Source organism: Streptomyces sp. NPDC050164 (assembly GCF_044459945.1).
Classification (GTDB): domain Bacteria; phylum Actinomycetota; class Actinomycetes; order Streptomycetales; family Streptomycetaceae; genus Streptomyces; species Streptomyces coeruleorubidus_A.
Genome location: NZ_JBITJK010000031.1, coordinates 26,781 through 39,885, shown reverse-complemented (window position 1 = coordinate 39,885; position 13,105 = coordinate 26,781). Strand labels below are relative to the sequence as shown.

Genomic DNA, 13,105 nt, shown 5'->3' with positions numbered 1-13,105 from the left:
TCCGGCTGCGTGCCTCTACTTTGCGTATCTGCTGTTGAGCAGACTGCCACCAAGGTGCTTCCTACCGCTGGGAAACGGTGGATATGCGACGGGTACACGCCCGTTCGGACAGGCACGCCGAGCGGGGCGGGGAGAGTGTGTGCTCTCCCCGCCCCGCTCGGGCAGCGGCTCCCGTGACCGGGTTCGTGGGCGCGGCGTCGTGCTCGTGCCGCCGCGCGACTCAGTGGGCCACGGCGCGCGCCATGGTTCCGTGGCGCGGTTGCATCGGAACACCGCGGGCGGGTTCCGGTGCGGGCCTGGCTCCGCCCGCGGCCTGACGGCCGGACGGGGCCGGGCTGCGGCGCGGCTGGGCCGCCACGCCGTTCTGGACGTCCATCACGGCGTGCGCGACGAGACCGCCCATGGGGTCGTGCCTGATCAGGTCCCGCAGCCGGGAGCGAGAGGAACGCCCCTCGTTGCCCGGATACAGGTGCTTGCCGAGGCCGACCGCGTGTGCCAGGGCGGCGAGCGCGGCGGTCCGCGGGTCCGGCGGTACGCCGGTGCGGATCGCCGAGTCCAGCCGGGCCCTGATCTCCCGGCTGATGTCGTTGTCCGTCGCCTGGTAGCGAGTCGTCGGCAGCACTCCGCACATCTGGCCCGCCACGGCATGCACCATGCCGCACCGCTCCAGATGGCTGAGGTAGGTCTGGCGGAGCCCCAATCGTGGCCCGCCGATCCAGTGAACCGCCCGTACGGGAGCGCCGCGCCTTCGCAGCAACTCCAACGCGCAGTCCAGAGTCGGATCTCCAGTCGGCCGTGGTACAACCACGGCGATACGATCCCCGTCTGGGGCTATCCGTCCGGCCAGTGCCAGCTCCACTAGCTGTGCACCGGCCAGACCGAGGTCGAGCGACTGCGGCTGTGCAGTGGTACCCGTGGTCGGGTCCAGTGCCAGCAGCAGAAGCTCCTCCGGAAGTGTTCTGCGGCTCCTGCCCATCCATGCCTCCCCGCGTGGATGAATGACAGGGTGACCCCTCTCACATTGGTCTGTCGAGGGTGCGTGACCGGTTCGTAGTGGAACCAGTAGGTATGTCGTTCTCGTCTACCGGATGGGTTTAGTCCGCACACAGGACACTGGTACATGGTTCGGACAGCGCCGGGGAGCGGTGTCACGGGCGGCGGTTCACGGTTCGGTACGCGCACGCGGGGAGTGCGGCGCGAGGAGGAGGCATCGGTGGCGGGCGAGTCCCCCGACAGGTCGAAGCAGCGCGAGTCGTCGGCAGAACCGACGTCGGGGAGCGCGAGTCCGGTTCCCGAGGCCAGGAGCGAGGCCTCACCCAAGCGTGACCCGCGCCTCGCGGTGGCTCGGGACACGGAGAAGTCCGCGAAGCGGGGCGGCGCCGACACGGCAACCCGTGTGTTGCCCGCCCGGACGACGGAGAAGCCGGGCGAGGCGGCTGACGCCGAGCGGGGCGACAGCGCCGCGGGTACGGCTGACGCCGAGCCGGGTGCCGACGACTCGGACGAGGCGGGCACGGCGACTGACGCCGAGCAGGACGACAGCGCCGCGGGCGCCACGGGTACGGCTGACGCCCAGCGAGACGCGGGCGAGGCCGACTCGGCGGCTGACGCCGAGCCGGGTGCCGACGACTCGGACGAGGCGGGCACGGCGACTGACGCCGAGCAGGACGACAGCGCCGCGGGCGCCACGGGTACGGCTGACGCCCAGCGAGACGCGGGCGAGGCCGACTCGGCGACTGACGCCGAGCCGGGTGCCGACGACTCGGACGAGGCGGGCACGGCGACTGACGCCGAGCAGGACGACAGCGCCGCGGGCGCCACGGGTACGGCTGACGCCCAGCGAGACGCGGGCGAGGCCGACTCGGCGACTGACGCCGAGCCGGGTGCCGACGACTCGGACGAGGCGGGCACGGCGACTGACGCCGAGCAGGACGACAGCGGTGCGGGCGCCGCGGGTACGGCGGCCGGCGCCGAGCCGGGTGGCGGTGCCGCGAGGGCGGTTACCGACGCCGAGCAGGACGAGAGTGACGCCGACGACGCCCAGCGGCCTGCGGAGGAGTCCGTGAAGGGCTCCGGCGGGTCTTCGAAGTCGACCGGGGTTTCGGAAGCCGCTGAGTCCTCCGATCCCGGCGAGTCCACCGGCCCCGACAAGGCTTCCGGCCCCGACAAGGCTTCCGGCTCCGGCAGGGCTTCCGGCTCCGGTGAGCGCGGGGACGGCGCCGCCGGCAGTGACGGGCGGCTGCGGGACGCCGTGGCCGCGTGGGTCGCTTCAGCCGACCAGGACGAGGAGCCTGCGGCAGTCGAGGGCCAGCGTGAGCGGGCAGAAGGCGCCGACAAGGGCTCCAGGGACGGCCAGGAGGCCGCTAAGAGCGCGGAAGAGGCCACGGAGGCCGACACGGACGGCCAGAAGGCCGAGAAGGCTGCTGAGGCCGACGTGGACGCCCGGGACGGCCGAGAGGCCGAGGGCACGGACGAGGCCGCGGACGCTGATACGAACGTCCAGGACCGCCCGAAGGCCGACGGCGAGGACGACGCTGCCGACGCCGCCACCGGCGGCCGGGACCGGTCAGAGGCCGACGGCACGGACGAGGCCGCGGAGGCCGGTGCCGACGCCCAGGGCGGGCAGGAGGAGGCCGACGAGGCTGAGGCGGACCGTTCCGCCACCGGCGACGGCGCGGGCGATTCCACTGCCGCCTCCGAGGCCGCCGCGGCGGACACCACCGCCGCCGGCGACACCGACGACACCCCGGCGCCCGAGACGGCCAAGGCCGACTCCCCCAAGCCCGACGCCGAAGACACGTCCGCCGAGCCCGAAGCCGAAGACACCCCCGACAGCGGTAAGGCGTCCGGCACCGACGGCGTGGACAAGGCCCCCAAGTCGGACGACACCGACACCACCGGCACGGACACCGACACCGACACCGACACCGACAAGGGCGACGACGACGGCGACGCCGAGCCCCCCGTCGACCAGCCCACCGCCGTCTTCAAAGCCGTGCGGCCCCCGGTCGATCAGCCGACCACCATGCTGAAGCTCGGCGGTGCCGCCAAGGACGCCAAGGACGACGCGCCCGAGAAGGACGCCGAGCGGACCAGCAAGTTCGTCGCGCTCAAGCCGCTCGACGACCCGGCGACCCGTAAGCCGGCGCCCGCCCCAGCCCCCGCCGACGCCACCGCCCCCGTGCCCACCGTCGGCCCCGAGCGGACCACTCAGCAGCCCCTGCCGCCGCGGCCGCCGCTGGATCTGCTGGCCGAGCTGACGAACACCCCGCCGCCGCCGGACACTCCGCTGCGGACGGCCGTGCGGCGGGTGAAGATCTGGACGCCGCTGGTGCTGCTGCTGGTGATCGTCTTCGGCGTCGTACAGAGCGTGCGCCCGCTGCCGACGCCCATCCTGGAGCTCACCGCCGAGGACAGCTACACCTTCGAGGGCGGCAAGGTCGACATCCCCTGGCCGGCCAAGGGCCAGGCCGCGCTGGACGTGCAGGGCATCGGTACGTTCGGGTCGTCCGGCGAGCAGAAGCCCGTGCCGATCGCGAGTGTCGCCAAGGTCATGACCGCCTATGTGATCCTCCGCGATCACCCGATCAAAAGCGGTGAGGACGGGCCGAAGATCGAGATCGACCAGGCCGCCGAGGACCAGTCCGACGCCGGCCAGGAGTCCACCGTCGACGTCACCAAGGGCGACAAGATCAGCCAGAGGGAGGCTCTGGAGAGCATCCTGATCGCTTCCGCGAACAACGTGGCGCGGCTGCTCGCCCGCTGGGACGCGGGTTCCGAGAAGGCGTTCGTGCAGAAGATGAACGACGCCGCCAAGGACCTCGGCATGAAGAACACGACGTACACCGACCCGTCGGGCCTGAACAACACCACCGTGTCCACGGCCGTGGACCAGGTGAAGCTCGGCAAGGCGGCCATGGAGCAGCCCGCGTTCCGCGAGGTCGCGGCGATGATGTCGTACGTCGACTACAAGGGCGTCAAGCACGACAACTGGAACCGCCTGGTCGGCTACAACGACGTCACCGGCATCAAGACCGGCACCACCACCTCGGCGCTCGGCAACCTCGTCTTCTCGGCGAGGAAGGACGTCAATGGCGAGACCCGCCGGATCGTCGGCGCCGTCGTGCGCCAGCCCGCCGGCGGCCCGGACAACACCATCCTGGGCGCCGCGCTCCACGAGGGCGACAAGCTGATCAAGGCCGCGCAGGGGGCGCTGGAGTCGGCGACGATCCTGAAGAAGGGCACCGTCGTCGGGTACGCCGACGACGGGATCGGCGGCCGTACGCCGGTGGCCGTCACGGAGGACGTCACGGCCGTCGGCTGGGCGGGCCTGTCCGTCAAGCTGACGTTCGCCGCGGACGAGCTGCCCCACCAGGCGAAGGCCGGCGCGAAGGTGGGCACGCTCACTGTCGGTGACGGCAGCACCAACGCGGTCAAGGTCCCGGTCGCCCTCCAGGAGGACCTCGTGGAGCCGGGCTTCGCGGACAAGCTCACGCGCCTCGGCTGAGCCGGCCCCGCCGGCCGCACGACCGCACACGACCGCACCCCGCCGGTAACGGCCCGTCCGGGCGCCGCCCGGCGGGGTGCGTGCTAGCGTCGCGAACCGGGCAGGGTCGCCGTCCGCGGCGGCGCGGCCGTGAATCGCTGACCAACGGGGCACGGCCGGGAAGAGAAGACGAGAACAGAAGACGGGACACGGGGAGTGCCTTCGAGTGGCCACTGCGGAGCCGACACGCACCGACGACGCCGATCCGGGCCCGGTATCGGGTCCGCGAATACGCCTGCCCGCAGCCGGGGAAGGCAGCGGCCGGGACGGTCGTGACGGCGATTCCCCCGCGCCCCCCGACTCCCCTGACTCCCGGCTGCGGACCGCCGTACTGACGCTGCGTGAGCGCATGCTGCGCCACCCGGTGCTGTCCGTCACGGGCCTGGCCGGAGTGCTCCACGTCGTCTGGTTCTTCACGTTCGCGAACAGCGGCGGCGATCTGGCCGCGCAGGACGCCTGGGCCGAGTTCGTCGGCCGGCACCCGGACTCGGCGTACAACCTCGCCTGGTACGGCGGGATGCACCCGGTGTCGTACAGCGTGGTGTCGCCGTATCTGATGTCGGTGCTCGGCGTGCGGACGACGATGATGATCGCGGGGACGGTCTCGGCGGGGCTGCTGACCCTGCTCCTCCTGCGCAGCCGGTCGGTCCGCAACCCCCTGTGGGCGTCACTGGCGGGCGTGTTCGGGCTGTTCTGCAACGCGGTGTCCGGGCGGGTGACGTTCGGTCTGGGCATGATGTTCGCGCTCGGCGCGGTCGCCGTCGTGTTCTGCTGGCCGTACCGGTGGCGTTACAAGCGCTGGGCGAAGGCCCTGTCCGCGGCGCCGCTGGCCGCGCTGGCCACCATGTCGTCGCCGGTCGCGGGTCTGTTCGTGGGCCTGGTCGCGGTGGCGCTGTTCCTGCAGAAGCGGCGGCCGGGCGCGTGGGCGCTGGGGCTGGCGCCGACCGCGGTGGTGGCGGTGTCGGCGTGGCTGTTCCCGTTCTCGGGGACGCAGCCGATGACGTACGCCTCGGTGATCCTGCCGCTCACGTACTCGGTTCTCGCCTTCGTCCTCGTGCCGAAGGACTGGAAGACGGTCCGGCTGACGGCCGCGGTGTACGGGCTGAGCGTCGTGCTGGTGTGGCTGATCAGCTCCCAGATCGGTTCGAACATCACGCGGCTGGCGATGCTGTTCGCCGGGGTGGTGCTGGTCGTCGCGCTGCCGTTCGCGGTGCCGCGCAGCCGCGAGTGGTACGCGATCGTCGTCGCGCTCGCCGGTTTCGCCGGGTGGATCGGCTTCAAGACGGTCGACGACATCGTGCACACGGCCCCGGCGGCGTCCTGGTCGCGCGAGCTGGCGCCGCTGGTGAACGAGTTGCAGGAGGTCGGCGCCGAGAAGGGCCGCGTGGAGGTCGTCCCCGCCCGCTCCCACCGCGAGGCCTCCGCCCTCGCCCCGTACGTCAACCTGGCCCGCGGCTGGAACCGGCAGGCCGACATGGAGCGCAACCCCCTCTTCTACGACGACACGCTCAACTCGGCGAACTACCACGAGTGGCTGAAGCGCTGGGCGGTGCACTACGTGGTGCTGCCGAAGGACGAGCCGGACGGCGACGGGGGGCAGCGGGAGCGGGCGCTGGTGCAGCGCGGGCTGCCGTATCTGACCCAGGTCTGGGGCGACGCCAACTGGCAGCTGTTCAAGGTGACCGACCCCACCCCGCTGGCCGAGCCGAACGCGGTCGTCGACCGGGCCGAGCAGGGCGAGATGATCCTCCAGGTGAAGAAGGCGGGCCGGGTCCTGGTCCGGATCCCGTACTCGCCGTGGCTGAGCATCGTCGACGCCGAGGGCAAGAGCCTGAAGCCGCCGCGGGAGACGGAGGCGTCCAAGGACCGTCCCGAGGGCGAGCCGAGGACGTACGTCAACGTCAACGGCTGCCTGGCTCAGACGGAGGAGGACGAGCACGGCGACAGGTGGACGGTGCTGGTCGCGCCGAAGCCGGGCACCTACCACCTTGCGGCGCCCTACCAGTTGCCCCGGGGCACGCCGTGCCCGGAGGAGCTGCGCTGACCTGCCGGCTCTCAGCCCTCAGCGGAGGCGGTCGACGTACCGGTCCGTTCCCGGCACCGTCGGGACGAAGGGCGCGACCAGCTCCACCCGCCCGAGTCCGGATTCGCCGACCGCCGTGTCCAGGCCGGTGAAGAAGGCCTCCCAGCACTCGCGCGGGTCCGCCTGGAGGAACCACAACAGGGTCAGCCGGGTGTCGACGCCCTCGACCTGCTTGACGTAGGTCATGCGGTCGCCGGGGAGCGGGGTCGGGCGGAAGACGGTCACCAGCGCCGCCGGGGAGCCCGCGAGCCGCTTGGGCAGATGGCGGGAGCGCAGCCACTCCAGCAGCTGTGGGCGCTGCTCGGGGGTGCCGGCCTCGACGACCTGGAGGACCAGGCCGGCGTAGGGGTGGTCGAGGGCGTGCATGTCGCGCGGTCCCGCCGCCCCGTCCCGGTAGACCGTCGCCTCGTGGTCCTGGAACGCCGTGAGGACGTGGGTGCGGTCGTGGTAGACGCGGCCGTCGCGGTTGAGGCGCTTGTTGATGGCGACCGTCCAGCGCATGTGGTCGTCGTAGCGGCCGGCGGTGATCCAGTACGTGGAGAGGTAGCAGCCCGTGGTGACGGGCTGGGCGACCGCCGACTTCTCGGGGTAGCGCAGGAGTTGCAGGTCCCGGGTGGCCACCCAGCGGCGGCCGGCGTACATCCAGGGCATGGCCATCGCGCCGGCGTAGTAGTGGTCGTCCTCGTACCAGCGGTTGTAGGCGTACTCGTGGCCCGGGTGCGGTTCGACCATGGTGATCAGGGCGTGGCCGGGGTGGGTGCCGTAGGGGCCGACGGCGGCCAGTTCGGCGTACAGCTCGCTGCGGGTGTCGTCGCTCATGCCCTTCCCCTTCCTAGGCGGCAGGCCCATACTCTGACGCTCCGTCAGATAAAGCGCCAGGGTCCGGCGTACGGTTCCGGCTTCCGGGAGGTCCTGCCATGTCACTGCTCGCGGGGAAGACGGTCGTCGTGTCGGGGGTCGGGGCGGGGCTGGGGCGGCAGGTGGCGGCGGCCGTCGTACGGGACGGGGGCCGGGCCGTGCTCGGGGCCCGTACGGAGGCGAACCTGGCGAAGACGGCCGCCGAGCTCGATCCGGACGCCTCGCGCACGGCGTACCGGGCGACCGACATCGCCGACGAGGGACAGTGCGAGGCGCTGGCGGGGCTGGCGCGGGAGCGGTTCGGGCGGATCGACGCGGTGGTGCACGTGGCCGCGCTGGACGGCTACTTCGGCGGCCTGGAGGACGCGGACTTCGAGGCCTGGCGTGCGGTGCTGGACGTGAACCTGCTGGGCACGCTGCGGATGACCCGGGCGTGCCTGCCTGCCCTGAAGGAGGGCGGCGGTTCGGTGGTGTTCGTCGGGACGCAGTCGGCGGTGGCGGCTCCGTCGCGGGTGCGGCAGGCGGCGTACGCGGCGTCGAAGGGGGCGCTGATGAGCGCGATGTACTCGCTGGCGCGGGAACTGGGGCCGTACCGGATACGGGTCAACGCCGTGCTGCCGGGCTGGATGTGGGGCCCGCCGGTGCAGGCGTACGTACGGTTCACCGCCTCCAAGGAGGGCGTGTCGGAGGCGGAGGTGCTGGGCAGGCTGACGGGTCGTACGGCACTGCCGGAGCTGGCGACGGATGCGGACGTGGCGGACGCGGCGGTGTTCCTGGCGTCGGACCGGGCTCGGGCGATCACGGGCCAGTCGCTGCTGGTGAACGCGGGTGAGCTGATGCGCTGAGGGCACCTTTCGGCCACGTCCGCTTGTTCATGTACATAAACTGAGGTCACCTCAGCGAACTTTTTTACGGTCTCTTGACCTTCCTCTTCCTTGCCGTGCGCACGTCACCGAAACCAGAGTTCACATGCCTGACCCTGGCGGCGCTCCCGTGGAAGGGGACTCATGAACGGTCTCGACTGGGCCGTGCTCATCGGCTACTTCGCCGTGATGGTCGCGATCGGCGTCTGGTCGCACAAACGCGTGGACAACGTCAGCGACTTCTTCACCGCCGGCGGCAAGATGCCGTGGTGGCTCTCCGGCATCTCCCACCACATGTCGGGCTACAGCGCGGTGATGTTCACCGGGTACGCGGGCATCGCCTACACCTACGGCGTCACGTCCTTCGTCACCTGGTCCTTCCCGATCGCCCTCGGCATCGCCATCGGGTCGAAGCTGTTCGCGCCGCGCATCAACCGGCTGCGCTCGCGCCTGCACGTGGCCTCCCCGCTGGAGTACCTGAAGAGCCGTTACGACCTGAAGACCCAGCAGGCACTGGCCTGGTCCGGCATGCTGCTGAAGATCGTGGACGTGGGCGCGAAGTGGGCGGCGATCGCGACGCTGCTGTCCGTCTTCACGGGGATCTCCCTCAACCAGGGCATCCTCATCACCGGCGGCATCACGGCGATCTACTGCACCATCGGCGGCCTGTGGGCGGACGCGCTGACCGAACTCGGCCAGTTCATCATCCAGTTGCTGGCCGGCATCGCCATGTTCGTGGCGGTGTTCGTACGGCTCGACGACCACGGCGGCTTCTTCGGCGTCTGGGACTCCCCCGAGCTCCAGGGCCATGAGAAACCGCTGGTCGGCCCGTACGGCACGGTCTTCCTGCTGGCGTTCCTCTTCATCAAGCTCTTCGAGTACAACGGCGGCATGCTCAACCAGGCCCAGCGCTACATGGCGACACCCAACGCCAAGGAGGCCGAGCGGTCGGCCCGGCTGTCGGCGATTCTCTGGCTGGTCTGGCCGCTGGTGCTGTTCTTCCCCATGTGGATGTCCCCGCTGCTGGTCGAGTCGCAGAAGGCCGACGGCTCCGACTCCTACGCCCTGATGACCGAACAGCTCCTGCCGCACGGCCTGTTGGGCCTGGTCATCGTCGGCTTCTTCTCGCACACCATGGCCATGTGCTCCTCGGACGCCAACGCCATCGCGGCCGTGTTCACCCGGGACTGCGCGCCGGTCATCTGGGCACGGGCACGGGCCTGGAACCAGAGCCAGGGCCTGCGGGTCGCCCGGATCGCGACGGTCGTCTTCCTCGGCCTGTCCATGGCGGCGGCGACGCAGGTCAACTCCCCCACGTTCAAGGACATCATCACGGTCGTCATCAAGTGGGTGGCCGGACTGATGGGCCCGATGGCCATCCCGATGATGCTGGGCCTGCTGCGGGCGTTCCGCCGCTCCGGCCCGACGGCGGCCCTCGCCAGCTGGTCGATGGGCCTGCTCGCCTTCTGGCTGGTGAACTACCCCATCAACTGGAACGTCGAGGGCGGCGTGCCGCTCCAGTACCAGGTGTCGATCCCGCTGGCGGTGTCGCTGGTCCTGTACATCCTCATCGGCTACATCAAGCCGGAGGACACCCCGGAGCGGCTGGCGCTCATCGAGAAGATCAACACGGACGGGGACGGGGCGGCGGCGGCCGCGGTTCCGGCACCGGCCGGACCGGCGGACGACGTGGTGCGGACGACGGTCAAGGACTGAGGCGCGAGGACTGGGGGCTCAGGCCCTCGGATAGCGGGCGAGCCAACCCGGCGACGCCCCCCCGGGCCCGTGCAGGGCGGGCCCCTGGGTCATCTCCATGGCGAAGTCGTCGGCCAGTTCCAGCATCGTGGGACGGCCCTCCAGCTCGGCCAGCCAGGCCGGGGGGAGGGCCGTCTCGCCGTGCAGGGCGCCGAGCAGGCCGCCGGTCAGCGCGCCGGTGGCGGCGGAAGGGCCGTCGTGGTTGACGGCGAGCGTCAGTCCGTGCCGGACGTCGGCGGCGACGAGGGCGCAGTAGACGGCGGCACCGACGAGGCTCTGTGCCGTACCGGCCCCGCACAGCTCCGCCACCCGCTCCGGCCCGGGCAGCCCCTGGCGTACGGCACCCAGCGCGTGCTGGAGCGCGTCCGACACGGGCTGGTGCCCGGGCCGGGCGGCCAGCAACGCGAAGGCCCGCTGCACGGCACCGTCGAGGCTCTCCCCGAGGGCGAGGGCGTGCACGATCACGGCGTACGCACCCGCCGCGAGAGACGCCGTGGGATGACCGTGGGTCTGCGCCGCGCACTCCACCGCGAGCTGGACGACGAGCTGCGGCTCCCACCCCACGAGCAGCCCGAACGGGGCGGACCGGGCGGCGGCCTCGGGCCCGAGCTCACCGGGGTTCTTGGGCGCCTCGGGCGTCCCCATGGTCTCGTCACCGAGCCCGAGGAGCAGCGCGCGACTCGGATCCCTGCGCGCGTACAGCCACTCCTCCCGCGCGAGCCACCCGTCGTCCTTGCGCCGTTCGTCGGGCCCCCAGTCCCGCTGGGTGGCGGCCCAGCGCAGATAGGCCCGGTGCAGGTCGGTGGGTGGATGCCACGCCCCGGTGTCCCGCCGCACCTGGGCCCGTATCAGCCCGTCCACGGAGAACAGGGTGAGCTGGGTGAGATGGGTGACGGCACCGCGTCTGCCGTAGGCGGAAGCCAGATCGACCAGCCCCTCCGCCCCGTACGCCTCCCTGATCCCGTCGATCCCCACTCCGTCCACGGGCGCACCCAGCGCGTCCCCGACGGCCAAGCCGAGCAGCGTCCCCCGCACCCGGCTACGAAAGTCCTGCTGCTCCGTACGGCCCCAGACGGCGCCGGCAGTCGCACCCACCTTGACCTCCCAGGGACCGTCCACACGTACGACGCTCAGCACTGTAATCGAACGGGGACGGCGGGTTCAGAGGTCATGACGGGCCGCGTCCCGGCTCTGCGGGGCCGGGAGGTGGTCCTGTGCGTTCACTTTCAATCGATTGCAACGAACACACTCCCGATCGTTGCATTGATTTCAAGACCGTTGCAACGATTACTCGGCTTTGAGCTGCAGCTTTAGACATTTTCTGCAGTCGGTCTGTTGCCGATTCCTTGAACGCAACGTAGCTTTTCCATTGTTCGAAACAACGAGCCAAAGGAGAGCACGATGCAGCAGTTCGACACCCCCGCCCCGATCTCCGCCGTCCTCGACATCCCCGCCGGACGGATCCAGTTCATCGCTGCGGACCGCGCCGACACCACCGTCGAGGTCCTGCCCGCCGACCCCTCCAAGAGCCGCGACACCAAGGCCGCCGAGAAGACCACCGTGGCCTACGCCGACGGCGTCCTGCGGATCACGGCCTCGGCCTCCGGCAACCAGCTCTTCGGCCCCTCCGGCTCCCTGGAGGTCACCGTCCGGCTGCCCGCGGGCTCCCGCGTCGAGGTCAAGGCCGACAGTGCCGAGCTCCGCGGCGTCGGACGGCTCGGCGACGTCAACTTCGAAGGCGCGTACCGGCGCATCAAGATCGACGAAGCCGCGAGCCTCCGCCTCACCGCGATCGACGGCGACGTCGAGGTCGGCCGGCTGGGCGGCGCCGCGGAGATCAGCACCGCGAGGGGCGACATCCGGATCGCCGAGGCCATGCGCGGCAAGGTCGTGCTCCGCACCCAGTCCGGCGACATCTCGGTCGTCGCCGCCGCGGGCGTCTCGGCCGCCCTGGACGCCGGCACCGACCACGGCCGCGTCAGCAACTCCCTCAAGAACGACGGCACCGCCGAACTCGACATCCGCGCCACCACCTCCCACGGCGACATCACCGCCCGCAGCCTCTGAACGAACAGCGCCAGAACTATCCGGCCAGGCCCACCACCAGGGGGAACACATGACGAAGAACAGCACTTCATCGACCAGTTCGACGTGGACCGGCATGGTGCCGGTCGACGACACGGCCCTGGCCGTCACCGACACCGGCGGTCCCGGGATCCCGGTGGTCTACCTCAACGGCCAGTTCGCCACCCAGGGGTACTGGCGGCGGGTCGTCGCCGAACTGGGGACGGGGTGGCGGCACATCACCTACGACGAGCGGGCCCGCGGCAAGTCCAAGCGTTCGGCGGACTACTCCTTCGAGGCCGCCGTACGGGATGTCGACGCCGTGCTCGCGGCCAGGGGCGTGGACCGGGCGCTGGTGGTCGGCTGGTCCTACGGGGCGGCAGTCGGGGCGCACTGGGCCCACCGGAATCCGGAGCGTGCCGTGGGCGCGGTCCTGGTCGACGGAGCGTTCCCGTACGACTGGCTGGACGAGGCCATGGAGCAGCGGATCCGGAAGCAGTTCCGGCGGCTGGGCTGGTTCACGCCGCTGCTGCGCCCGACGGGGCTGATGCCGCGGATGACAGCCGAACAGCAGGCCGAGAGCAACATCGAGCTCGGCAGGCTCTCCCGGGAGCGCGAGCTGGGTCCCGTGCTGGACGGCATCACCGTCCCGGTGCGCTACGTGCTCGCTTCCGGGGCGTCCTTTGGCAGCCGCCATGACGAGCAGGAACGGATGCGCACCGGCCTCGACGCGGTGACCGCCAGCAACCCGAACATCCGGATCAGCGCGAAGGTCCCCAGCAACCACGGCGCGCTCCTCAAGAAGGACTTCCGGGCCATCGCCGATGCCGTACGCGAGGTCGCCGCCCTCGACCGCGGGGAGCACTGATCGTCATCGCCGTCCGGCTCGACCGCGTCCGTCCCGCACAGGGTCCGCAGTCCCTCGTGCGGGACGTT

Annotated in this window: 9 protein-coding genes; 6 read left to right on the top strand and 3 right to left on the bottom strand. The window is 71.2% G+C overall.

Annotated features, from left to right (window positions below; all coding sequences use genetic code 11):
* Positions 1 to 220: 220 nt before the first annotated feature.
* Positions 221 to 976, bottom strand: a complete 756-nt coding sequence (locus ACIBNA_RS31890) for a GPP34 family phosphoprotein (RefSeq protein ID WP_184984847.1) — start codon at positions 974 to 976, stop codon at positions 221 to 223.
* A gap of 1,086 nt (positions 977 to 2,062) precedes the next feature.
* Here ACIBNA_RS31890 and ACIBNA_RS31885 point away from each other — a divergent pair.
* Together ACIBNA_RS31885 and ACIBNA_RS31880 are read left to right on the top strand one after the other, a co-directional pair.
* The gene (locus ACIBNA_RS31885) at positions 2,063 to 4,507 is read left to right on the top strand and encodes a D-alanyl-D-alanine carboxypeptidase (protein WP_399168714.1); all 2,445 of its coding nucleotides are present in this window, start codon (positions 2,063 to 2,065) and stop codon (positions 4,505 to 4,507) included.
* Positions 4,508 to 4,712: 205 nt separating this feature from the next.
* Positions 4,713 to 6,590: an MFS transporter gene (locus ACIBNA_RS31880; protein WP_399168653.1), complete on the top strand. Its 1,878-nt coding sequence runs from the start codon at positions 4,713 to 4,715 to the stop codon at positions 6,588 to 6,590.
* An 18-nt stretch (positions 6,591 to 6,608) separates the two neighbouring features.
* Here the strand turns inward: ACIBNA_RS31880 and ACIBNA_RS31875 are convergent, their stop codons facing one another.
* The gene (locus tag ACIBNA_RS31875) at positions 6,609 to 7,448 is read right to left on the bottom strand and encodes a hypothetical protein (protein ID WP_399168652.1); all 840 of its coding nucleotides are present in this window, start codon (positions 7,446 to 7,448) and stop codon (positions 6,609 to 6,611) included.
* A gap of 98 nt (positions 7,449 to 7,546) precedes the next feature.
* Between ACIBNA_RS31875 and ACIBNA_RS31870 the strand changes: the two genes are divergently transcribed.
* Together ACIBNA_RS31870 and ACIBNA_RS31865 are read left to right on the top strand one after the other, a co-directional pair.
* Positions 7,547 to 8,332: an SDR family oxidoreductase gene (locus ACIBNA_RS31870; RefSeq protein WP_399168651.1), complete on the top strand. Its 786-nt coding sequence runs from the start codon at positions 7,547 to 7,549 to the stop codon at positions 8,330 to 8,332.
* A gap of 162 nt (positions 8,333 to 8,494) precedes the next feature.
* Positions 8,495 to 10,066, top strand: coding sequence for a sodium:solute symporter family protein (locus ACIBNA_RS31865; protein WP_399168650.1), 1,572 nt, complete (start codon positions 8,495 to 8,497; stop codon positions 10,064 to 10,066).
* Between the two features lie 18 nt (positions 10,067 to 10,084).
* Here the strand turns inward: ACIBNA_RS31865 and ACIBNA_RS31860 are convergent, their stop codons facing one another.
* Complete coding sequence (locus ACIBNA_RS31860) at positions 10,085 to 11,200, bottom strand: ADP-ribosylglycohydrolase family protein (protein ID WP_399168713.1); 1,116 nt, start codon at positions 11,198 to 11,200, stop codon at positions 10,085 to 10,087.
* A gap of 306 nt (positions 11,201 to 11,506) precedes the next feature.
* Between ACIBNA_RS31860 and ACIBNA_RS31855 the strand changes: the two genes are divergently transcribed.
* Positions 11,507 to 12,172, top strand: coding sequence for a DUF4097 family beta strand repeat-containing protein (locus tag ACIBNA_RS31855; RefSeq protein WP_399168649.1), 666 nt, complete (start codon positions 11,507 to 11,509; stop codon positions 12,170 to 12,172).
* Positions 12,173 to 12,221: 49 nt separating this feature from the next.
* Entirely contained in the window at positions 12,222 to 13,037 is an 816-nt protein-coding gene (locus ACIBNA_RS31850; protein WP_399168648.1) for an alpha/beta fold hydrolase, read from the top strand.
* Positions 13,038 to 13,105: the final 68 nt, after the last annotated feature.